Source organism: Thalassobacterium sedimentorum, assembly GCF_031127905.1.
Lineage (GTDB): Bacteria > Verrucomicrobiota > Verrucomicrobiia > Opitutales > Coraliomargaritaceae > Thalassobacterium > Thalassobacterium sedimentorum.
Genome location: NZ_JARXIC010000007.1, coordinates 84183 through 107781 on the forward strand (window position 1 = coordinate 84183; position 23599 = coordinate 107781).

General features: G+C 52.1%; 19 protein-coding genes. 7 read left to right on the forward strand and 12 right to left on the reverse strand.

Translation table 11 applies throughout. The features are described 5' to 3' along the window. Positions 1–128: 128 nt before the first annotated feature. The gene (locus QEH59_RS05950) at positions 129–908 is read right to left on the reverse strand and encodes a DUF2339 domain-containing protein (RefSeq protein ID WP_308984445.1); all 780 of its coding nucleotides are present in this window, start codon (positions 906–908) and stop codon (positions 129–131) included. A gap of 89 nt (positions 909–997) precedes the next feature. Here QEH59_RS05950 and QEH59_RS05955 point away from each other — a divergent pair, with 89 nt between their 5' ends. Together QEH59_RS05955 and QEH59_RS05960 are read left to right on the forward strand one after the other, a co-directional pair. After that, a complete protein-coding gene (locus QEH59_RS05955; protein ID WP_308984446.1) occupies positions 998–1570 on the forward strand; it encodes a TetR/AcrR family transcriptional regulator in 573 nt (190 codons plus the stop codon). Beyond that, positions 1567–2280, forward strand: a complete 714-nt coding sequence (locus QEH59_RS05960) for an esterase/lipase family protein (RefSeq protein WP_308984447.1) — start codon at positions 1567–1569, stop codon at positions 2278–2280. The genes QEH59_RS05955 and QEH59_RS05960 overlap by 4 nt, the downstream gene beginning before the upstream one ends. A gap of 11 nt (positions 2281–2291) precedes the next feature. Here the strand turns inward: QEH59_RS05960 and QEH59_RS05965 are convergent, their stop codons facing one another. The 4 genes from QEH59_RS05965 to QEH59_RS05980 all read right to left on the reverse strand — a co-directional run bounded on the left by QEH59_RS05965 (position 2292) and on the right by QEH59_RS05980 (position 6495). Then, complete coding sequence (locus tag QEH59_RS05965) at positions 2292–2762, reverse strand: 3'-5' exonuclease (RefSeq protein WP_308984448.1); 471 nt, start codon at positions 2760–2762, stop codon at positions 2292–2294. A gap of 74 nt (positions 2763–2836) precedes the next feature. Further along, positions 2837–3247 carry a hypothetical protein gene (locus QEH59_RS05970; protein ID WP_308949607.1) on the reverse strand — a complete coding sequence of 137 codons (411 nt, stop codon included), beginning with the start codon at positions 3245–3247 and terminating at the stop codon, positions 2837–2839. Positions 3248–3391: 144 nt separating this feature from the next. Then, positions 3392–6001 carry a DEAD/DEAH box helicase family protein gene (locus tag QEH59_RS05975; RefSeq protein ID WP_308984449.1) on the reverse strand — a complete coding sequence of 870 codons (2610 nt, stop codon included), beginning with the start codon at positions 5999–6001 and terminating at the stop codon, positions 3392–3394. Positions 6002–6075: 74 nt separating this feature from the next. Continuing rightward, positions 6076–6495 (reverse strand): single-stranded DNA-binding protein, encoded by a 420-nt coding sequence (locus QEH59_RS05980; protein WP_308984450.1) that lies wholly within the window; start codon positions 6493–6495, stop codon positions 6076–6078. A 233-nt stretch (positions 6496–6728) separates the two neighbouring features. Here QEH59_RS05980 and QEH59_RS05985 point away from each other — a divergent pair, with 233 nt between their 5' ends. Continuing rightward, complete coding sequence (locus QEH59_RS05985) at positions 6729–7478, forward strand: PspA/IM30 family protein (protein ID WP_308984451.1); 750 nt, start codon at positions 6729–6731, stop codon at positions 7476–7478. Between the two features lie 392 nt (positions 7479–7870). Here QEH59_RS05985 and QEH59_RS05990 read toward each other — a convergent pair whose 3' ends face one another. The 3 genes from QEH59_RS05990 to QEH59_RS06000 all read right to left on the reverse strand — a co-directional run bounded on the left by QEH59_RS05990 (position 7871) and on the right by QEH59_RS06000 (position 15991). Next, positions 7871–13135 (reverse strand): DNA repair ATPase, encoded by a 5265-nt coding sequence (locus QEH59_RS05990; protein WP_308984452.1) that lies wholly within the window; start codon positions 13133–13135, stop codon positions 7871–7873. A gap of 92 nt (positions 13136–13227) precedes the next feature. Further along, the gene (locus tag QEH59_RS05995) at positions 13228–15306 is read right to left on the reverse strand and encodes a flotillin family protein (RefSeq protein WP_308984453.1); all 2079 of its coding nucleotides are present in this window, start codon (positions 15304–15306) and stop codon (positions 13228–13230) included. 4 nt (positions 15307–15310) lie between these two features. Continuing rightward, a complete protein-coding gene (locus QEH59_RS06000) occupies positions 15311–15991 on the reverse strand; it encodes an OB-fold-containig protein (protein ID WP_308984454.1) in 681 nt (226 codons plus the stop codon). A 114-nt stretch (positions 15992–16105) separates the two neighbouring features. On the opposite strand from QEH59_RS06000, the gene QEH59_RS06005 reads away from it, so the two are divergent. Next, on the forward strand, positions 16106–16588 hold the full coding sequence (locus tag QEH59_RS06005) for a phage regulatory CII family protein (protein ID WP_308984455.1): 483 nt from the start codon (positions 16106–16108) through the stop codon (positions 16586–16588). A gap of 296 nt (positions 16589–16884) precedes the next feature. Here QEH59_RS06005 and rpsJ read toward each other — a convergent pair whose 3' ends face one another. The 4 genes from rpsJ to rpsL all read right to left on the reverse strand — a co-directional run bounded on the left by rpsJ (position 16885) and on the right by rpsL (position 20380). Further along, positions 16885–17193 carry a 30S ribosomal protein S10 gene (gene rpsJ / locus QEH59_RS06010; protein ID WP_308949566.1) on the reverse strand — a complete coding sequence of 103 codons (309 nt, stop codon included), beginning with the start codon at positions 17191–17193 and terminating at the stop codon, positions 16885–16887. A 66-nt stretch (positions 17194–17259) separates the two neighbouring features. Further along, on the reverse strand, positions 17260–19407 hold the full coding sequence (fusA, locus tag QEH59_RS06015; protein WP_308984456.1) for an elongation factor G: 2148 nt from the start codon (positions 19405–19407) through the stop codon (positions 17260–17262). Positions 19408–19458: 51 nt separating this feature from the next. Beyond that, positions 19459–19932, reverse strand: coding sequence for a 30S ribosomal protein S7 (rpsG, locus tag QEH59_RS06020; protein WP_308984457.1), 474 nt, complete (start codon positions 19930–19932; stop codon positions 19459–19461). A 67-nt stretch (positions 19933–19999) separates the two neighbouring features. Continuing rightward, positions 20000–20380, reverse strand: coding sequence for a 30S ribosomal protein S12 (gene rpsL / locus QEH59_RS06025; protein WP_308984458.1), 381 nt, complete (start codon positions 20378–20380; stop codon positions 20000–20002). A 301-nt stretch (positions 20381–20681) separates the two neighbouring features. Between rpsL and QEH59_RS06030 the strand changes: the two genes are divergently transcribed. The 3 genes from QEH59_RS06030 (at position 20682) to QEH59_RS06040 (ending at position 23547) form a co-directional block, all read left to right on the forward strand. Next, positions 20682–21893 (forward strand): NupC/NupG family nucleoside CNT transporter, encoded by a 1212-nt coding sequence (locus tag QEH59_RS06030; protein ID WP_308984459.1) that lies wholly within the window; start codon positions 20682–20684, stop codon positions 21891–21893. A 119-nt stretch (positions 21894–22012) separates the two neighbouring features. Then, positions 22013–22888 (forward strand): bifunctional methylenetetrahydrofolate dehydrogenase/methenyltetrahydrofolate cyclohydrolase FolD, encoded by an 876-nt coding sequence (gene folD, locus QEH59_RS06035; RefSeq protein ID WP_308984460.1) that lies wholly within the window; start codon positions 22013–22015, stop codon positions 22886–22888. Next, positions 22885–23547 carry an RDD family protein gene (locus QEH59_RS06040; protein WP_308984461.1) on the forward strand — a complete coding sequence of 221 codons (663 nt, stop codon included), beginning with the start codon at positions 22885–22887 and terminating at the stop codon, positions 23545–23547. The genes folD and QEH59_RS06040 overlap by 4 nt, the downstream gene beginning before the upstream one ends. Positions 23548–23599 lie beyond the last annotated feature (52 nt).

The following is a 23599-nucleotide window of genomic DNA, read 5'->3' on the forward strand; positions in this document are numbered from 1 at the left end:
CTCAATTGGGAAGCGAGCGACGGAAAAAAGAGGGAAGTTCTGCTCTCGTCAATGCTTGATTTAGAAAAAAGTCATTATTTTCTGTACTTCACGAAAGTCCGCGCCTAGTCATCCGTGATCTCAACTCGCTAGGCAAGCACCACTTCATTATAGTTGAACCCAAATCCGATCAGAGCCAAGCCCAGCCCCAACGACACATATCCATGCATATGCACGGCTACGTAGGCAGCAAAATATAAGCACGCAATGCCCGCCCCGGCCAAGGCCTGACCGATGCGCTCATTGGCAATCACCGACGATTTCACTCCAATCACAAACCCAGCCCCGCAGAGCAGGCCCCCAAAAACCACCGTCAACCAAAGGCGAACCAGCGGCGTCAGCCAACCAGATTCGATCGAGTATTTAATCATGTAAAAGCCCGCCATCAATAAAGCAATCCCCCCGACCCAAACGGCGACCTTGCCAAACCAGTCTTGCGCCTCAGCGGACTCGACCGGCTCTGAGACAGAGCAACTCGGGAGAGTTGCGCTCCCGGGATCACGAATCTCCGCATTCGTCCCAGCGACCGGCTCTGACGCAGAGCAACTCGGGAGAGTTGCGTTCCCGGGCTCGCGAATCTCCGCATTCGCCCCAGTGGCTGACTCGGCTATTTTCACAGGCCGAGTCCTTGCGTCGCGCGATGGCGAAACCGTGGATTCCGCTGGCTTGGCCTCGGCGGTCTTCATCGATGAAGCCCCTACGTCCTCCCGAATAACCACCGCGTCTTTGCGATCCTGCAGCTCCCCTAGCTCACGCTTGAGTCGCTCCAGTTCACTGCGGGTGCTGCTAATCCGCCCCAAATTCACCCAAGGCAAAATCAGAGTCGCAATCAAACCCAAGACAAGCAGCAGCCCAAATATTTCTAACATACCGAATCTTAAAAAATATAATTGAACATTGTTTAATATTAATTTTAAACAATGTTCATAATAATAAAAAACTCTCAACACATGAACACATGGCCCGCCGTAAAGACCACTCCCGCGAAGAACTCACACAATTGGCAATCCAAGCCGGTCGCCAGATCGTCATCGACCAAGGCCCCAACGCGCTAACCACACGCAAGGTCGCCCAAGCGATCGGCTACACGCCCGGCACGCTTTATAATGTCTTTAAAAACATCGATGCTCTCATCGCAGCCATCAATATCGAGAGCATGCACAGCTTCGCCGACAGCCTGCGCACACTCCATCAACCCGGCGAAACAAGCGAAAGCCGCATCCGTCGCATCGCGCAGGCTTACTTGGACTTCCATCACGCGCAGCCGCAGCTGTGGTCCCTACTCTTTGCCCAGCCGCTCAACTATAATTCCGACGACTATCACGCCGCCATTCACGCGATTTTCGACCAGGTATGCGACGCCATTATGCCACTCAGCAGCTCCCCCACACTCGCGCGCCAAAAAGCAAAGATCCTGTGGTCCACCCTGCATGGCATCTGCCTACTACAGCAAAGCGGCAAGCTCAACGTCAGCGAACCCGACCCCGCGGAAGATCTACTGACTCACTTCCTCGATCAATTCCTACAATGAGCCGCACACCGCCCCACCCCATACGCCTCCTCTATATACTAGTGATCATGAGCCTCAGCTACGGAACCACCCACGCCCAAGAGCACGTTGTCCTACTCCACGGCCTCGCCCGCAGCGCCGCCTCCATGAACAAGATGCAGCGCGCACTCGTCAACGAAGGCTACCAAGTGCACAACCTGAGCTACGACTCACGCCAGCATGGCATCGAGCAGCTGGCCGAAAGCGTCCATCAGCAAATACGCACACAGACCACCAAGGCCACAAAAGTGCACATCGTCACCCACTCACTCGGTGGCATTCTCGTGCGCCAGATCCAAGCCACCACCCCATTGCCCAAGCTCGCTCGCGTCGTCATGCTCAGCCCGCCCAACGCCGGCAGCGAAGTCGTCGATAAAATTGGCCATTGGTGGCTCTTTCAAAAGATCAACGGTCCGGCGGGGCAACAACTCGGCACCGGCAAAGACAGCTTCATCGGCCAACTGCCCGCAATCAATTTCGACTGCGCCGTCATTACCGGCGATCGCAGTATCAACTGGATCAACTCACTCATGATCCCCGGCCAAGACGACGGCAAGGTTTCCACTACCAGCGCCCGCGTCGCAGGCATGCGCGCCTACAAAGTACTCCACACCACTCACCCGATGATCATGAAAAAGCAAACAGTCATCCAAGAGGTGATACACTATCTACAGACCGGCACGCTGCAGTAAACCCCAACAGCTCACCCGCGCAAGGAGCGCAAATACAGTGCCGCACAGGCACGCGCATCCGACAGCGCATCGTGGTGATTCAGTGGGATATCGAACTCCTCGCAGCAATAATTCAGCTTTTTCTTAAATAGCTTATAGGTGCACTGCTTCTCAAACAGTGGCAACGGAAGCCCGTAAAACTCCAGCGCCTGCTTCAGGCAAGAACCGTCGAAGGCCATATTATGCGCCACCACCGTTTGCCCTTCGATGAAGTTGGCGATCTGCGGCCAAATCGCATCAAAGCCCGGCGCCGCCATCGTATCGCGCGCCGTCAGCCCATGCACCGCGGTATTGAAACCCGAATACATATCCTCCGGCGGCCGCACCAAAAGCGAGAGTTCTTGGGTGACGACGCCCGCCTCCACCCGCACCAAGCCCACTTGGCAAATACTCCAACGCTTCGGCTGGGCTGTCTCAAAATCGATCGCGGTAAATGTCGGCATGCCTGTTCTTCTCAAAAAAACGGCCCCCGAAGCAAGCGCATTAGCCCAGACTGCGCTGAATTTCAGAACTAAACTCAAGCGCTGCCGAAGGCGTCTCTCACTTGCTGCAGAAAACCCTTTTCTTTGTCGGTCAAGCCGTCCGATTGGAAGAGACGATTGAGTAGTTCCAAAGCGCGTGGCTTTGAATTTTCGCTCAGGCGCTCCGCGACATATGCGATAAAATCTGCGGTCAGCTCTTCGCTGATACGAGCGGTTCTCGCGCGGTCGGTCGCATTGCAAATGTAAACCGAGGGCCCCGTGCTGGAATCCCAACCGAGAGAATCAGCGGCATGGTCAAACTCCTTGGTCTCTGCCAATGATAAATGTTGATCCACATAGATCGCCATCAGTAGCAGATCAATAATCGCTTCGCGCTCTGCTTGCTGCAATTCGGACTCAGGGGTGGAGCGAGACTCTTGACTAAATAGTTTCTCTAAAAATTTCATAGGACAAATGGTTGATACGGTGGACGCACGTGGCGAGTGTCGGCTCGATCATCGAACAAAACCACAATCAGTCAACTAACTACTTTCAATTCAGACACAGCAGACTCCCCTGGAACCAGCTCTGAGCGGACAATCGCGCCAGCACTACTCCCAGCGTGACAGGCTTTCGCCAGCATCTTCCCATTCGTTAAAAATAGAACAGGCGCGCGCCTGGAGTAAAACCCGGCGGCCTTCGCGACTTCTACAGTTCACCAAGCGCACATTCCCCATCAGTCGCTTCGCTTGTCGCAACAATTCAGCTCGCTCTGCTTCGCTGCCACGCAGTAATTCTGGAACAGGGAAATAACTGCTGCGAGCGCTGGTAACCGATGAAATCAAATAGTGCGGCGAGCGAATGGGCCCCATCATTTCTAAAAAGGCTGTGGCGAAATGATGACGGTCCATACGATTGCCACCTTTGAGTGAGACAGAAACTTGGCCCATAAATCGGTCCACCGTGAGAGCTTGCTCCGGCACGTCTTCGTCAAACTTCCCGAGCGCATGCATTGTGCGAAACAGGGAGCGCCCGACTCGATCTGCAGTCACTCCCGTGAGCCCGTATTGACGATAGAGCCGCAGGGCCCGCCAAAGATCGGGAGCGATTCGCAGCAGTCCGATCAAGAGCATCAGTAGCAACATTCCCCATACCGCGAGACCGCGACCACCGGAGAGCATGTGTCGAAAGGCATCAAACCCCACGCCAAGAATCGATAACGCGGCGCCATACAAGACCGCTTCTACGGTCCTCCACAGATAAGCGTAATGCATCAACTTGCGCCCTTTGACTTGAATGCTTCGATAAAACAATCCTTTCCAATCGGGAGCATTGGCAGGCCCGAGCCATGCCTGACGAATCCAGCTGGCATTGGCAGAGAGCGCCTGCATTTCATCATTTACCTGCTCGCATTGCTGTGGAGTCAAAATACTGGCGGGAATGCCCAAGCGCTCGTATCCCGATTGAATCGCCGCTTCGCGGTGATTCGGACCGACAAAGGTTTTGAGCCGGCGCCGCACGCAGTCCAAATCGGGCTCGTCATGGGGCACCCCCGTGAGTGTGACGAGGTGCCAGATCTTAGATACTTTCAGCGGACTCGAGGGATTGGTGCGAATGGCTCGGCCCCGAATTTGGTTGGACGACACGAAGGAGCCGACATTGGAGGCAATGATTAAGCTGTTGATACAGGGCGCATCCCAACCTTCGCCCAGCAAGGCTTGCGTGCCTGAAAGTATATGAATCGCGCCCCGAGCAAAGGTCTCGGTCATCACGGGCACCAGTTGCCTCGAAGCACCGCGCAGTAAGGTGAGCGCTCGATAGTCAGGCAATGCCTCGAGCACTTCTAAGCGCACATCCGCCGGTGAAAGTCCCCGCTCGCGGCAAACCTCTAACAAGGTGCCCGCTGCGCTCGCAGGAATAATGACCATGGAACCTGTGAGCAGACCGACCCGCTCGCCTCCCAGCTGACGTAGTCTCTCAAAGATGGGCACCGCTCCCAGTTTCAAAGATTTTGCATTGCGGCTCCGCTCACAATGCGTGCCCAGAAATTCGGGATAAATGTAGTCCGACAGCACCAACAATCTCAAGTCCGCGCCATGGGTCTCACGTTCCACGCGCACGATCGCTTCAATCGAGCGCAACTTGGTGGCACTACGCATCAGGCGGCGATTCCGCGCATGGCTCGGAAGTAAATGCACATGCCCTCGCTCAATCGCACCGCGCTGCTTCAGCAAAGCTTCGATCTGTCTCACAAAGTCCTGCGGCCATAGCGAACGCTGCTTTTTAGAGACAATGCCGCGCAGTAAGACCTGCGCCCACTCGGTATCGAAACACGGCAATTCGCCCGCCTCCGCATCTAACAATTCGAGTAGCTCTGGCTGCAACCGCGCTCCTCTGGTGTGGAGATAAATAAGCAGCGACGAAAACCACTCCACTTCGGCATAAATATCGGCTTCGTGCGCCTCGGGGTCCAGCAACCATGGATGCTTATTGATTTGCTCAGCGAGCGAGTCCCGATGTAACAAGTCAGCAACCAACTCGTTGATCTGGCTTTGAAAGCTAGCGCGTTGTTGCAGATCTTCGGGACTGGCGAACTCAAAATAGAGCAGGTCTACATGTGGGCACAAATCGCCATTCAACACCAGCTCCGGCACTGGAATCTCCATATCGATCTCGCCACAGAGCTGAATATAGCGCTCCCACTCTGCAGCCGACGAGTCGTAAGGAGGTGTCGCAGTCAGCGAAATAGTATGCACCCCCTCAATACGTTTGCGCAGATCAATAATCGACTGCCACCAAGCCTGCTTGAGGTGGTGCGCCTCATCCAGAAGCAGAGTTTGGACCCCAAGCGCACGCAGAGCGGCCAAGACTGGCTCCGCCCCGGGCTGCGACATGACCTGATCGACCATCTGATAGGTCGTGATCGTCACTAAACCAGGCTGGCGCAAGTCGAGGCTGATCCAATCCGCAGCGCCCGCGGCAAAATCTTGGCGCAAACGCTCCGCCCATTGCGACTGAATGGTGCGAGTCGGCGCGACCACCAGGCTCGGGCCCGCCAAACGACGCATGAACTCCAGCCCAAGAACCGTCTTACCAGACCCCGGCGGCGCGACAACATGTAGACGGGCATCGTCCAAGTGCGCCTCCATCTCCGCCAAGGCTCGCGCTTGATAATCGCGCCACGGATGGGCGAAGCACAGTGTTGGAGGAAATGTCGGCACAAAAGTAAGTCACCGCATCGGACGCGCCAAATCAATCTTATCCGAGCGCAAACTGCCCCAGGGCAAGCAGCGAATCAAGCCGCCGAGCGCGAAGGTCGATTTTGTGAGCGAGTGCGCCGCGTGTCCTGGCCTCTTTGCAGGCCTCTTTGCAGGCCTCTTTCCGGATGCGAATGCGATTCACGGCTTGGCGCGGGGTCGAGAAAGTCCACCTTGTGCGCAGTCAATACGATGCGGCTACGCTTATCCCCCGTATCTGTCTCCCAGTGCTCTTGTTTAAGACTGCCCGCAAGCAATGCTTTGGAGCCCTTAAACAAGTGCTCGGCCAAATGTGGCATATTCCACGCCTCGACTGGCATGAAGACCACACGCTCCCCATCATTACAGGCGAGCGTGAATTTACTTAGGTGCTGAACGCCGTTGGCTTTTTCGCGAGCTTTGATTTCGCGAGTTTCGATGTCGGCTGTGAGGTGTCCGCTGATGATTGTCTGATTCATAATATTTCCTTTCAGTTACGTTAATTTAGCTTGCTACGAATGAATCGTTTTCGATGTCCTCCAAAATGAAGAACGCCTTTCTCTATCACATGAAAGCAAGACTATTGTCAAGCATAAAGGTGAACATTATTTCACCCAGACTCATATTATGCGAAAAATAACCTCAGCGCATTCAGAAATCTATCGAAATTTATAATAGTCAAAATACCCCCAATCAGATATATTAGCTAACTATGATTAAGCGCGTACTCCATTTCTTCAAAAGTCTATTTGGCTCAGCCGTCACTGAATTAGAAAAAACCAATCCCGACGCGCTGCTGGGCGCTGAAAAGGAAAATCTGCGAAAACAAATCCAGCGCTACAATCAAGGCTTGGCTGCCCACGCCGCGATGGTTGAAAAACTGATCGCTCAGGTCAACAATCAGGAGCAACAAGAGGCTCAGTTGCTCACCAAGATCAAGGCCAACGTGACCGCCGGCAATCAGGAACTCGCGGGACGCCAAGCGCTCAAGCTTTCAGAAATCAGATCGGAGTTGGTCACCAATCGCGATCAATTGGAAGCCGCCGAAAACACCTATCAGGAAATGTCACGCAATCGGGAAGCGAGCATCAAGGAAGCGCAAAAGAAGATCGAAAACCTGCAGGCCAAGATCAACGAGTTAAAGGTAAAGGAAGCCACCGCGGATCTATCCGAGATGGCAAGCAGCATGACGGCAGACATGGGCGGGGCGAGTGAAACAATGAATCGATTAGAAAGCATGGTCGAAGATGCACGTGCCAAAGCTGCCGGTCGCGCGCGAGTAGCACAGGACAGCATGCCCGTGCTGGAAGTCCCCAGTGTCGAAGAGGAACGCGCCTTAGCTCACGAAGCACTCAAAAGTCTCTCAGGCGAACTGGGCTTCGCCACCGCCGTCGAATCTCAAGGCGAAGAAATCCCTATGGTTACTTTCGAAAAAGAAAATAGTAAAGAAAAGACGAGTTAGATAAAAGCACACAGCCGTTCGGATCTATGCTTCTCAGGCAAATCTTCTGCTCAGGCGCAGCAAGACGCGGCCGTCTAAAGACCAATGTCTTTAGACGGGACTCCAAACCTTTACAAACGCAACTCCCCGCAGCGTTCGGAGTCCCGCTTTTAAGCGGAATCTTTTTCTCACGCGCTCACAAGACGCGGCCGTCTAAAGACGGGACTCCAAACCTTTGCAAACACAACTCCCCGCAGCGTTCGGAGTCCCGCTTTTAAGCGGAATCTTTTGCTCACGTGCTCACACAACGCAGCCGTCTAAAGACGGGACTCCAAACCTTTGCAAACACAACTCCCCGCAGCGTTCGGAGTCCCGCTTTTAAGCGGAATCTCTTGCTCACAATTACGGTCTGATCACTCGCGATTATGATTCACACTGATTCTGCTCAGCAAAGAATCGATTGAACTGATCAAGGTATTCAGAACACGTAACGAAGACTCATCCAGGCTGAAGGCGACTTCTTGCTTACTGGTTTCGCTTAGCTCGAGTATTTGCTCACGCTGTGGCACGACTGCTTCGCGGATGGCTTGGCTGAGCTCGCGACTCTGTCCATTGGACTGCTGCAAGTGCGCGCTGATGCCTTGCAATGCTGCTAACAACTGAGGCAAATTATCGGCACCGAACTGCTCGAAGTCTGACCGCTGGGCACGCACACGCTCGGCAGATAAGGCGCCTTGATCTTGGACGACTGTCGCGAGCTGCTGGATCGCCGCGCCGATACCATTCTGCGCATCCGCTCGCCCGGAGACGAGCGCTTGACCGATTCCATCCAGCCCTTCTTTGAAGTCGGACAATTGCGCCACCACACGATTGATAGGGTCGCCCTCGCTGCCACCTAATAACTTTTTACGATTGAAGCGCTTCTTAATCTCATCCCAACGTGCACGTTCCTGTTCGGAAAGCTTGCCTTCAATCTCCTTAAACTTGAGTAGGTTTGCTTCCGCTCCGTCGGTCAGAGTTTGTGCCTCTCCCGTGTAGTGATCGACAATGAGTTGCTCCACCTCTTCATCGGTCATGATCGGCAAAAGCTTTTCAGCGATCCGATTCATATTACGATAGGAACCCTGCAACTTAAAGGAAGGCTCGGTGCGATAATCCTCTGCCTGCGCAGCCGAACGGACATATTCCAAGTTTACGCGTAGAATCGTATCGCGCACCCGCATCATCATCTTCATCACCGCGACCATGTCATTGATCTCCTCCATGGAATAAGAGGATTCAAAGGTGACACCTTCACGTTGTCCCGTCTCAGCAATTTGCATCACAGCATACACATCCTTGCGATCCTTACCTGCAAGAATCCCTAAGGTCCGATTCGAAGTCAGTGAGTTCTCGATGTACGAGGCCTCGAAGTATTGACTATTCTCACCAATGATATCTCCCAGGTTATAAGTGTCGGCACGATTCGCCAACATATCAGGAATCTGAAACTTCCCACCCGCCTCGGTATAAGGATTACCCGCCATGACTACAGCGACTTTACGCCCACGAAAATCATAGGTGCGCGACTTCCCTTTATACACACCTTCAATGCGGCGTGTGCCGTCGCAAAGCGAGATAAACTTCTGCAAGAACTCGGGATTGGTATGCTGAATATCGTCGAGATAGATGAGAACATTATCGCCCATCTCGAAGGCCAAATTAATTTTCTCAACTTCCTGACGCGCCGCAAGATTAGGACACTGCGCCGGATCAAGCGATGTCACCTCATGCCCGAGCGAGGGCCCATTCACTTTGACAAAGGTAATGCCCAGGCGATTCGCCACATACTCCATCAAAGTAGTCTTACCATAGCCCGGCGGCGAAATAAGCAAGAGCAAGCCCATGCGGTCGGTCCTGGTATCCTCACCGGCACTACCGATTTGCTTCGCAAAATTATCACCGATCAACGGCAGGTAAACCTCATCTAACAAACGATTTCTAACAAAGGCGCTCAACACCTGTGGCTTAAACTCGTTCAATCGTAGCGAGGCTTCATTCTCAATCAACAAAGCCTTCTTGCGACGTTCATAACGAAGAAACAGCGCCTGGTCGCCCGACTCGAAACACTGCATACGCTGCATCAGATCCAGATAATTAAAATGATACAGCCCCCCGTCTTCAATGACCCGGTGGTCCCCCTTCAGGCCCGCAAGCTCGTGCTTGATTGGCACATTCAGAATCTTGCGACGTTCGAGCCCGCCACGTAGCAAATGCGCCGCAGACTCTGGCAAGAATGTGCGTAACTCAGGGTCGAGCGCATGCGTAACCGCGTAGCCCTCCAACCAATCATAAATCACACGATACTCACTCAACACATCCGAGCTCACCGCTTGCACCGCCTCTTTAAATGCAGCGTCAAAGCGCTTGGACAACAATTCCCGCTGGAAACGATCGATCAAATCCGCAGCTTCTTTACTGCAATAAAGATCGGCATCCTGCACAATCTCGTAAAACAGATACGCTCCCGCAGCATGGCGATCAATCGACTCAAAGAAGGCCGTCTCCTGCGCAAAAGCGTCGATCGCATCACTCAATTCCTCGATGTAATTTCGCTGGGTGTGATGATTGGGAAAGACGCGCAACATTTGCCCAAAAGCGTCGATGCGTTCGCGCAAATGATTCGTCAGCGCTTGTCCTGCCTGGCTATGCCAAAAGACTAAAGCACAGGCACGCACCTGGGGACTATAACGTAACAGACCGACCTTAGAGTGCGTCTCAGCGAGTTGGTCCAGTATCACACGGGCATCAAAATCATGCACCCCTTTCGTGTAAGACTCCTGATAGCGAGGTGCCATAAATTCACGTATGGACTCCAGACGCTCCTCGTCTGTGAGCTGCAAATAATCCTCCGCGCCTTGCGATTCCAAATACTTATACGCGAGGTACTCCGCACGGTAGACATGATCATTCTCAGAGCAGCAATGCATCTTCCAGGCAGGCTTGGTCTCTAACAATTCCGGGTCTTCCACCTTTTCGTAAAACTGGGTACCTGAGAGGTGCGTATATAAATCACCGTCGCGCAGCACCGACGTCAGCTCCAACGCCTGCGAGTTCACCGTGAAAGCGTGGCGCCCAAATTTAATTAAGTTTTCACCATCAACGAAGAGCTCTTGTTTATCTTTAAGCTGCCGCACCGCGTCGCCCTGAATGGTTTTCAAACGGGTCAACAACTCGTCGCCCTTCATGCCTTCGCCCAGCGTTTTCAGCTCTTCAACTAAGTCCCGCACTTTATCAACCATTAAGTCCGATGCAAAATAGCCGTTGATATCGTTAATTTCCTTCAGGGCTTTCGAACGATTTTCAATACCGTTGAGAATGCGCTGCGCCGATTGCACGAGCTTACTGACTCGACGATTGCGCACTTCCTGCAAGCTCGCCTTCTTAGATTCAAAAGTGTTATAGAGCTCGGAGCGCTTGTCAGACAGGATCTCGATAAACTCATCGAATTCTGCATACTTCCCCTCCAGCTCTTCCAACTGCACGACTGCCTTCGTCAAAAATTCATCACAACGCTCAGGCTCGTCAGCGATGTCCAAATAATTGGCCACCGATTGCTCCAACAACTTAATCTGTGCTTGAAACTGTGCGGATCCTTCCTTGCGCATCAACTCCTGACGCGAGCGTTTCACTTCTGCCTTCAAACGATTCAGCTCGGTGAATAAATCCGAAATCGCATCGATAATGCGAGTCGTTTCGGTCGCATCCTCGATCTTTAAATTCGAGACCATTTCAATCAGCATCTCCAGCTGTGCCCCCGTCGCATCCAACTCGGCTAGCAGCTCTTTAGCCATAGCTGCAGTTTTGATTTCAGGCATCGCAGCCTCTACCTCCTGAAGCTGCTGCTGATAAGGAACGAGCGCTTGCGCTTGCAATAAAAATTCGACCGTCGCCTGCGCCAGTGCATCGATTTGCGTCGCCACACCTTGCTCAAGTTCATCGCAGAGTGTAAGGTCGACATATTTCAAGTCCCGCAATCCGATCACTTCGCCACGCAAACGCCGCAAACTCGCCAAGTAATCGACAAACACACGGACATCATCAGGCTGTGCACCAGCCAATTCCGTAAACAACTTACGCGCCTGCGTCTGAACAGCCCGAGTCTGCGTCAGCGTCGATTTGCGGATACGCTGCACTTTTTCAAACTCCGCAATCGCCGCCTGGCCAGTATCCCGAATCTGCGACAAGGTCGCCTTCAAGTTAAAGGCATCCTCGGAGCCCAACCAAAAGTAACTATCGATGGTGGCCACACAGTCTTTGACTAAGTCGAGATACAGGCCCTCGTATGCATCCTCCTTCTGCAATAAGTTGTAGATACTATGGCACTCGGCGATACAGCGCACGATACTTGCATTGCCAATCTTAAACAGATAGCTATCGCTATTGGCCTCCACCGACACTTCCTCGGCAGCATAAGGCGTCTGCCAAACTTGTAAGGCATGGTGCTTTTGCGGCTCTTCCTGCGCCTTAAAATAGATCAAGGAACCATCTTCAAAGATACTATAGCCATGCGCTTCAATCGGACTCTCCACTTTCTGCGCAATCAGATTGTATGAGAGCAGCTGATACAGTCCCTCACTTTGCTGATAAAATACATACAGAAAGTCTTCACCATTCGGCGCTTTTAGGACACGCTCAAATGTCATTTCACCAGCGACACGACTAAAGCGTTTAAAATCTCCGTTGTGAAGGTAATAGCCATCGGCAAAAATCACGCCGTGATCCTCCGGAAGCATCACACACGAATGCGCCACCGAATCGACACGCTTCACCTCCTTCGCTTTTTCATTATAAATGAAGTAGCGCGTCTGTTTCTCTTGATAAGGCTTGATCCGCAGAAAGATCAGACTCCCCACACTGGCATAGTGAATATCGGCATCATCGAGTGTCTGATCGGGATTGTCCACCGGCTCGGTGTAAATCCCTTCCCCGCTGTCCGTATTGTCCTCGATCTTAATGGTCAAATCACCACCGATAGTTTCCACGAACAAACGATCCTCGATCGATACATGCGGAAAGCTTCCAGCCCGGTGCAGATCACGATGCGCGCGCGTCCATTCAAACGAATGCTGTGCGGGGAACACATACTCTTGCTCGAAGCGATTCCCCAGATAGGTCAGCTGCTCTCCCTGTATTAACCATTTGAATACTTTAATATCCCGAAGGTCATCGCTAATCTGAAACACCATCAACAGGTGCGGACCAACAATCATAAACTTCGCGAAGAAGGTGTTCTTGTAGTATTTATACAGATATTGAAAATCGGCCAGAAACTCGCTGGACTCGAGAGCATTCAGCGGCTCCTCGTGAAAGGAATGGTCGGAGACATCATAGCGAAATTTGGCGAACACATCCGTCACCTCCACCTGTGACTTCAGGCCCATGTGCACATTGTAGCCGAAAATGAAACGCCCACCCGGCAGTGCAATCATTCCACGCGGAATACAGTTATTACTGGTCTGGATACGATCCGTCGCCAACAAGCGAGTATCCACCGCACCGAACACAGTTTTACGCTCACCATCGAGCTGCTGCACGCGCTGCAATAGCTCCGCACTTTGAGTCGTCAAGCGATTGCGTATGACCTCATAAGCACCCCCCTCGAGTTTTTGCCCTGCCGCTGGATTTTGACTTTCCATAGTGGATCTACTAGCTGTTTTAAAGTTTTGCGCCGTCCGGCAGCGACACCAGTTTGGTATCGCTGCCCGCTACGTCTGGAGAATGCAAACGACTACTTCTGACCAAGCATCAGAAATTGCTGAACACTCTCGTTGGCCAAACCAAACTTCTCGGCCAAACCTGCGAGTCCGCGAATGCGACTAAGCTTATCCTGGTCATTGGTCTCTGAAGCGAGTTTCAACATCAAATTCGCCACAGACAGATCCTTCACCGTAGCCACATCGATATTGAAATCCTTGAGCCAGTTCGAAACCTGAGCTCTGAAGTATTCCGGATCTCCATTGAAGAAGGTCTCCTTCACATCAGTCAGCGCGGGACTACTGCTTAAGGTGCGCTCAAAGGACTTACCACGGGTGACGGCACCAATGATGTCATTATAGAATTCAGTGCTACCGCCCACGATATCGACCTTGGTATTCTTAAGCGAATCCGAGAGCACCTGAGCCTGGTGGCGTGCGATCTCCTCGTTGACGCGAATGCTCTCAAGTTCGATTTCCTTATCCTTTTCAAGGCGCAGCTTGAACTCTTCGTGCTCCTTACCGGACTCATTGAAGAGTTTCATGGCAGCAGCCTTTTCAGTGATACCCTTCGCATCTGCTTCAAACTTGAGCTCAGAGGTCTTCGCATCCGCCTCGCCCTGTCTCAGGCTTGCAGTGGCTTTGGCTTCCATCACCTTGGCTTCACCCAAACCTTGTGCTGCCGTCTCAGCGGCAACACCTTCAGCCAGATGCTTCTTCGCCAAAGCTTGCTTCACCGAAGCCGCTTCTTCTGCTTCTGCGGCAATTACGATTTCCTCGGAGGACAACTCAGTCGCACGCTTACTGGACTCCGCCTTGCGCACTTGCTTATAAAACTCTTCGTCGGCCTTCAGCTTCTCTGCCTCTTGGCTGGCCTCAGCATCCTTTAAGCGAGTGAGCTTCTCACGCTCGGCCTTTTCTTCCGCATCGGTAATCGACACCCGCTTCTGACGATCTGCTGTGGCAAAGGCTTCCGTATCCTTAATCTTCTCCTGCTCGACCACGACAGTCTTTTCAACCATCACGCGCTCCTTGATCACATCCTGAATATTGCGTTTTTCGATTTCGACGGCTTTGGTCTTTTCAATGTCTGCCAAGGTGGTGACTTTATCACGCTCCACCACTTCAAGCTGGCGGTCGCGTTCGACGCGCTCTGTTTCAACAGCATCCGTCTTTTGCTTATTCTTTTCTGCGACAATCACTTGGCGCTCCATATTCTGTTGCGCGATTTGTAATTCCTCCTCGGTATTGATCCGGGCCTGCTCGGCGCGTAAACGCTGCTCCTCGGAGACACGCTTCGCCTCCGCCTCTTCACGAGAGCGAATCACCGCGATCTCACGCTTCTGCTTCTCTTCCGCTTCCGCCTGTTGCTTCTCCATCTCCAACACGGCTTCGATACGCTGCACATCGTTCTGCTTGATGGTTTGGATACGGCGATTGGCGATCTCATTCTCTAGGATTGCTTGCGTCGCGGTACGCTCAGCAATCTTCTTGATACCCTCAGAGTCTAAAATGTTATCAGGGTTCAATGCCTCCAGTGGCGTTTGCTCGAGGTAGTCAATGGCCACGTCTTCCAGCGCATAACCATTCAAATCCTGCCCAATGACTTCGATGATCTTATTACGAAAATCAATGCGATCGGTGTAAAGACTCTCAAAGTCGAACTGCTTACCCGCAGTCTTTAAAGCTTCCGAGAACTTCGCATCAAATAGCTCGCGAATCTTATCCAGGTCCGATGCACGCTCACAACCGACGGCCTTCGCGACCGCTTTGACATCGTTCTCGTGTGGGTTTACCCGCACATAGAAGCCCACACTGATATCCGCCCGCACGTTATCCTGACAAATCAGGCCGTCCTTACCACGACGATCCAAGGGCAGGTGCTGCACCCGCAAGTCCATGATCTCCAATTTGTGCAGCACCGGCACACTCACCATACCCGCAAACGAGACCTGAGTGCCACCAAAACCATTACGCACCAGCGCATAGCCTTGATCCACCTTACGGTACATTTTAATCAGTGTGACCAACAGGCCCACAATCGCCGCAGCAATCCCCAGCAACACTGTGAGCCCCACAGATTCAATAATAGCAAGTGAGTATAATATATTCATTTTTTTATATCTTGGTTAATTCGTTGGTTATTTTCCTGACTGTATAAAGCATGCGCTGCGAATCTTCACTGATGATCAAAGCGGAGTCTCCCGCTAGCAGCGGCCCGGATTCGGAGGCTGAGCGCACATTGATGACCAAGGGCCCCTCCGGGGTGCTGACTTCCGCTTGTCCAAAATGAGCGTCCACACGATCTGAGCGCACACGACAGGTGCGGCCAATCATCGTGAGATTACCATCAGTCTTATCCTCCAAGCGTTTGTAGAATACCGCAACCGGCCACAAAGCCAGTGACGAAATAATCAATCCCGGAATCGCGACTGCAAAAGAAACGACGAAACCAATCACTCCAGAATTAGCCGAATTGAGATAAAAGTTACCAATTAAAGCCATCGCCCAAGCACAAATCACCAGCCCAGACACCACCACCATCAAGGGTAAGCTCCCCAAATGAATAAACTCTAATAGTCCCGCAAATGCCCCTGCACCGGGATTGGCATCCACATCTACGTCCGCGTCTACATCGACATCCGCGTCTACATCCAGATCAAAACCCAGAAAATCCAGAAAATCCAAATCCACGATTCCCAAAACCGCAATGATCCAGTACAAGACTACCAATACCAACATTAGGGACCATGGCAAATTATACCAACGTAGGGCTTCAGTAAACAATTCTTCAATCATGTGATTTCTTAGGGCAGAATGATAACACAAAACCTGAGAAGATATATTACAATAAGCGAGCGATTTTATACAATCACCTTGCCTAAATAAGCAAAACTCTAGAAATCCTTAAGCGTGCAATCCCACGAAATCATCAAAACTTGCTTTGCCAACAGCTCCCCCAAGGCGCTCGCCGCCGAGCTCGGCATTTCGCAATCGCTCATCTACAAATGGTCACAACCGGTGGGCGAGTCTCAGAGCGGCTCCAAAAATCCGCTAGACAGAGTCTGCGCCCTCAACCAGGCCTGCAGCGATAACCAACTGATCAAATGGCTCGCAGCTCAGGCTGACGGCTACTTCGTACCGAATAAAGTGGTGCACTCTGAGCTCGATGCACTCAACCCCGCCACACATGAAATGGTCAGCCAATTCGCCTCCCTACTGGGAGCCATCGCCCACGCAGGACTCGACGAGAGAATCACCCGCGAAGAAGCGGCCGACATACGACAGCGCTGGGACACCTTAAAGTCCTTTGCCGACGGCTTTGTAAATGCCTGCGAACGCGGCGACTTCGATAAAATGAAGGAAATCGAGAAAGAATGGCAGCAGAGCAGTTAGAGCGTTTCTCAAAATAGAACCATATTCAGATAAAGCTAGAAAGAGTAGTCAGAAGACAGAGCCCAGAGACCTGGAATGAATATCAATCAGTTCTGACACTGCCTGTCTCGCCAAAATGGCGCATGCAGTGATTTTCATAACTAACTGATTCACAATGACTGGCTTCTATTTTCTGACCTCTAACTTCTGAATTCTGACTTCTGAATTAAGGATAAACATAAAAGCCCCGCAACTTTGCAGCTGCGGGGCTCTAAAACACTCACCAATCCTAAGATTGGGGCTACCTAAAAAAATGCTTAGACGTTGATAGAAATATCAACACCAGCAGGGAGGTTAAGCTTCTTAAGCTCGTCCACTGTGGCTGCAGTCGGCTCGACGATGTCGATCAAACGCTTGTGTGTACGCACTTCGAACTGATCCATCGACTTCTTATTAACGTGAACGGAACGATTCACAGTGAACTTTTCGATTTTAGTAGGAAGGGGCACAGGGCCAGCAACGCGAGCGCCGGAACGCTTAGCTGTTTCGACGATGTCCGCAGCGGACTGGTCAATTACGCGATAATCAAAGCCTTTGAGGCGAATACGGATACGTGGTGTGCTCATATTATATATTTGTTTGGTTAAGTTGTTGGTTTAAAAAGTCGTTTTACTGAACTCGCTGGTCTCGCTCTAGTAACGGCCGCGGGTCGAGGTTTCTAAAATTTTATTGAGAACGTTTTGTGGAACTGCCTCGAAGGACTCAGGCTGCATACTATAAGAGGCACGCCCCTTACTGAGTGAACGCACAACAGTTGCGTATCCGAACATTTCCTGCAAGGGCACCAGAGCAGCGATTGTAACAAACGCAGTCTTGCCCACCACATTCTGGATCTGACCACGGCGACGGTTCAAATCTCCCATGATGTCGCCCTGATACTCGTCGGGCGTCTCCACCTCGACCTTCATCATCGGCTCCAGCAATTGCGGACCAGCCTTTTCCATAGCATCACGGAATGCAAAGATACCGGCCATTTTGAACGACATCTCCGAGGAGTCGACCTCATGAAAGGAGCCATCAAAGAGTGTGACCTTGAAATCAACAACGGGATAACCGCAGACAGAACCATTATTGGCGGCTTCGCGTATGCCATCCAAGGTGGGCTTGATAAATTCCTTGGGAATCACGCCACCGACCGTCTTATCTACGATTTCGATTCCAGCTCCGCGCTCCAGTGGCTCCATCTTAATGCGTGCGTGACCATACTGACCACTTCCACCGGTTTGGCGCACAAACTTACCCTCACCCTCAGATGCCATGGTAACTGTTTCACGATAGGCGATCTGCGGACGGCCGGCTTCTGCGCCAACTTTAAACTCACGGAAGAGACGATCCTTAATGATTTCGAGGTGCAGTTCGCCCATGCCGGCAATAATAGTCTGACCGGTTTCTTCATCCGAACTCACCACAAAGGTAGGATCTTCTTCGGACAGACGCTGCAAACCGGTCGCCATCTTTTCTTGATCGGCGGTGGTCTTCGGCTCGATGGACATCGAGATCACCGGCTCTGGAAATGTGGGCGGCTCAAGGCGCACATCAAATCCCTTAGCACACAATGTATCGCCCGTAACGACATCGCGCGCACCGACGATCGCGCAAATATCCCCCGAGTAAGCCACATCAATGTCTTCACGGGAATCTGCCTTCATGACCAGCAGTCGCGAAATTCGCTCGGTTTTACCCGTGCGCGGATTGTAGAGCGCGGTGCCTTTCGCAAGTGTGCCTGAATAAACCCGCATAAAAACGAGCTTACCCACATAGCCGTCATTCATCAGCTTAAAAGCAAGACCAGCAAATTGAGCGTTATCGTCGGGGGCGACTTCGAGATCGCGTCCTTGCTCGGTCTCCCCCTTCATCGGTGGCAAATCAAGCGGACATGGCAAATAGTTGACAACGGATTCGAGAACCGCTTGCACGCCCTTGTTCTTAAAGGCACTGCCAGGAATCACTCCACAGAAGCCTAAAGAAATCGTGGCAGTACGAATGGCAGCACGAATATCGTCTGCAGAAAGTTCTTCACCTTCGAGGTATTTATCAGCCAGCGAGTCGTCAAAATCGGCAAGGGCTTCGATCAACTTCTCTCGATACTCATTAGCTTGATCGACGTAATCGGCTGGAATCTCCGTCACATCAAAGGTCATCCCGCTAGGGTCTGCCGCGTCGTAGATGCGGGCATTCATCGATGCCAGATCAATCAGACCTATAAAATCTTCTTCCGATCCGATCGGCAAAAAGATCGGATGGGCGTTTGCAGCGAGTCGCTCACGCATGGATTCGATCGCAGCAAAAAAATCTGCACCCACGCGATCCATCTTATTCACAAATGCGATGCGCGGGACATGATACTTCGTCATTTGCCGCCAGACCGTTTCGGACTGTGGTTGCACACCAGCAACGGCACAAAAAACACCGATAGTGCCATCCAGCACCCGCAATGAGCGCTCGACTTCAGCCGTAAAATCGACGTGACCGGGAGTGTCGATGATATTGATCTTATTACAGATCCCGGCGAACGGACCCTCTTGATTAGTCCAATTACAAGTAATCGCAGCCGAAGTGATCGTGATGCCACGTTCGCGCTCCTGCTCCATCCAGTCGGTAACCGCGCTACCTTCATGGACTTCGCCCATTTTATGGACGACACCTGCGTAAAATAAAATTCTTTCCGTCGTCGTCGTCTTGCCCGCATCGATATGCGCAGCTATGCCAATATTACGCGTATGCTCCAAGGGGAACTTACGCTTCGGCGAGTTAGCGGACGCTGTGCTAGTAGCGGACATAGAAGAGATTCGACTGGAAAAGAACGGGGGGATGCGAGGCGAGTCCGCAGACTACCAGCGCAGGTGTGCAAAGGCACGATTCGCTTGAGCCATGCGGTGCACTTCTTCCTTCTTCTTAACAACACCCCCAGTGTTATTGTAAGCATCGACGATTTCGTCAGCCAGAGCTTCGTTCATAGGAACGCCCTTACGATTACGTGCAGCGTTGACCATCCAACGGAAAGCAAGCGCTTGCTGACGTTCGAAAGAAATTTCGACGGGCACCTGATACGTAGCACCGCCCACACGACGACTCTTCACTTCAAGCTTAGGACGCGAATTTTCAAGCGCACCCATAACAAGATCGACCGGATCGCCTTTTTCAAGCTTCTCGCTCACACGCTGAAATGCGGTGTAAACGATCTTTTGAGCCACAGTGCGCTTACCACGCTCCATGATCATGTTCACAAGATTGGCAACCAGAGTGCTATTGTAGCGAGGATCTGGAATAAGAGGACGTTTTACAGCTTGGCGACGACGTGACATAGTAAAAAAAGTTAAAGTCTAAAATTAGGTATTACGAATTTGCATTCAGCAAGTGGCAGCAACTCGATCAGGAAGCATCCTTAGGGCGCTTCACACCATACTTAGAACGGCTACGGCGACGCTTCTCAACACCGACACAGTCAAGTGTACCACGAACGATATGATAACGAACACCAGGAAGGTCCTTAACACGACCACCACGTACCAACACGATACTGTGCTCCTGCAAATTATGCCCTTCATCAGGAATATAAGCAATCACTTCGATGCCATTAGTCAGTCGTACCTTAGCCACCTTACGAATCGCAGAGTTAGGCTTTTTAGGAGTACGAGTCATAACTTGAACACAGACACCACGACGGAACGGGTTCTTATTCAGAGCACGAGACTTTGATTTTTCCTTTTGAACAACACGAGGGTTGCGGACTAGTTGGTTAATTGTTGGCATTGAAAATTGATCGCTGGAATTAGAGAAAGACGGCGAAAGTAGCGCTTGCCCTTTCCTGTGCAAGTACCTTTTTGCATTTTTTTTGAGCCTCTAAATCGAGCGCAGCGTACTATTTATGCGGGCTCCAGGACCATCCCGAGCGACACAGCTAGAATCCCGCCACTCTTTATCCGTTAGAAACGGCACCCACAGCCGCAACACGGCCTCCACAAACAGTGGACAATAAGACCCCACATCGGGTCCCATCGCGCGCCCACCGGAAGGCTTGCAAATCCACCCCCAAACGCCAACCTAGACGTTCATGCTCATCAGCCTGCTCGGATACTGCACCTTAATCGTCTTCGCATGGCTCTGTTCGAGCTCAAAAAAGAATATAAACTGGCACACAGTAATTGGCGCCATCGGAATCCAATTCGGCTTCGGCGCGCTGGTCCTCTATGCGCCCTGGGGCAAATTCGGACTCGAGGTGCTCTCCGTCATGGTTAACGACGTTATCAGCTTTGGCTTCGTTGGTATCGAATTCCTATTCGGTGGACTGGCAGGACAAAAGCATAATCTAGGCCTCATCTTCGCCTTTACAGTCCTGCCAGTAATCATCTTCTTCTCCTCACTGATCTCCGTGCTCTACTTTCTACGCGTCATGCCCCTCATCGTCGCATCCATCGGAGGCATCATCCAAAAATTACTCGGAACGAGCCGAGCAGAATCACTAAGCGCCACAGCCAACATATTCGTCGGCCAAACCGAAGCCCCACTGGTCATCAAACCCTACCTAGCACGCATGACCCGTTCGGAGTTCTTCGCAGTCATGGTCGGCGGACTCTCCTCCATCGCTGGCAGTGTCATGGCAGGCTATGCAAGAATGGGAGTTAGTTTGGAATTCTTACTCGCGGCCTGCTTCATGGCCGCCCCCGCAGGCCTACTTTTCGCCAAATTACTGCTACCCGAAACAGAAATCGCTAATAATGAAAAGCTCCTTGATGATACCGATGAAACTCCCATCAATGTATTTGATGCGGCAGCACAAGGCGCCAGCGACGGCCTCAAACTAGCACTGAACGTAGGAGCGATGCTCATCGCATTTGTTGGCCTAATTGCCCTGGGCAACGGAATTCTGGGCAACATTGGCGACCATCTGGGCATCGAAGCACTCAGTATCCAACTCATATTAGGCTACGCATTCTGCCCTCTGGCATGGATCCTTGGCATCCCATGGGAACATGCCATCCAGGGGGGTGCAATTATAGGCCAGAAAATTGTGCTTAATGAATTCGTAGCCTTTCTGGAATTCACTCATATGCAGCACACACTCAACCTGCGCAGCCAGGCAATCTTAACCTTCGCGCTCTGCGGCTTCGCCAACTTTTCTTCCATCGCCATTCTACTCGGCGGGCTGGGCAGTTTAATACCACAACGACGCAGTGAAATCGCCCAACTCGCCATGCGCGCCCTACTCGCCGCCTCACTCGCCAATTTCTCAAGTGGCGCTGTCGCCGGCATGCTAGTGGAATAGACCACATCTCCTAAATAGCTTAAGGCCTCAACCTCCCATTCGCCACAAGTACGACTAAGTTGCTCGCAAAACAACTTTCAGAGTTGCCAAGAGAGTTTGCCTTGGCGTTCTTTGAATACATGAAACTCATCGACGGCAACGCTATCGCAGAATCCATTATTGAAGAGCTGACTGCCGAAGTTAGCCAAATCCAAGGAAAGAAGCCCGTCGTGGCCTTCATCCGAGTCGGCGACGACCCCGCCTCTGTATCCTATGTCCGCAAAAAAGAGAGAACAGCTGAACGTATCGGCATAGAAAGCCGCCTCTACCTACTTCCTGACAACGTAAGCAAAGAGGCACTCTTTGCACAAATCGACAGCCTAAATGCCGATCCTGAAATCAACGGCATTCTCATCCAGGCCCCCCTCCCTAAACACATCGATGAAACGGAGACATTTAACCGTGTCCTACCTGGCAAGGACGTCGATGGATTCAACACACTAAATATAGGCAAGCTGTGCCAGGAAGATGACAGCGGCTTCGTTGCTTGTACGCCCGCCGGCATTGTTGAACTCATCGAACGCAGTCAGATTAAAACCGAAGGCAAGCACGTCGTTGTGCTTGGTCGCAGCCAAATCGTTGGCAAACCAGCCGCACTCCTGATGATGCGCAAGGCGCTCCCAGGCAATGCAACCGTTACCGTTTGCCATTCTCGCACTCAGGACCTGGCAAAAATCACCCGTCAGGCTGATATCCTGATTGCCGCAATCGGACGCGCCAACTTCGTGACAGGCGACATGGTCCAAGAAGGCGTCGCCGTCATCGACGTCGGCATCAACCGCGTCGAAGACAGTAGCAAAAAGCGCGGCTACCGCCTGGTCGGCGATGTGGAATTCCAGGCAGTGGCACCCAAGGCATCACAAATCACCCCCGTGCCTGGCGGCGTTGGCCCGATGACCGTAGCCATGCTCATGCACAATACACTTCGCGCATTCAAAGCCTCACAAGCCGGATGAGCTCCCCCAATCCCAACGAGCGCCCGCCAGAAAACACTCCCAGTACAGCACCCAGTGCGGGCAACCTACTCGACTCAATCTTTCGAAAGGATGGCCCCATGCCCACAGCAAGCATCCCGCTGCGCGCATTTGCCTTCCTTCTGGATTTCATTCTAATCTCAGCGGTGGCCTCTGTCATCATCTGGAAGATCGTACTGCCGCAGTCACACCCAGCTGCATTTACCGAGCTCACTGATTGGACACAGAGCCTCATCACCTGGTATAGCGAACGAGCAACTGAGCCCGATACGCCCAAGCAAGCCATCCCAGAACCAAGCAAGAACCTGACACGTGCGCTCGCTGTCGCCAACGAACTGCAAATGCTGACCTTCTGGATCTATTTTGCACTCGGCGAAGCATTCTTCGGCGGCAGCTCATTGGGCAAACGGATTTGCCGAATCCGCAGCGTCAGCACCGTCACACTCAGCCCCCCTCCAATCATGTCAGGCATCGTGCGCGGAGGGCTCAAAACACTCACACTCTATCTGCTATTCCCCTTCGGCATGATCGCCACACTCGCGGCCCTACTATTTAACAAACGCCGCCAGATGGGACACGACATGATGAGTCGAACCGCCGTGATCGACGAAAAATTAATTAATACACACAATTCCAAATAAGCCCCGCCCCTGCACGACATCGCTCTTTCTCCTTTGCCAAAATCCAAATAAT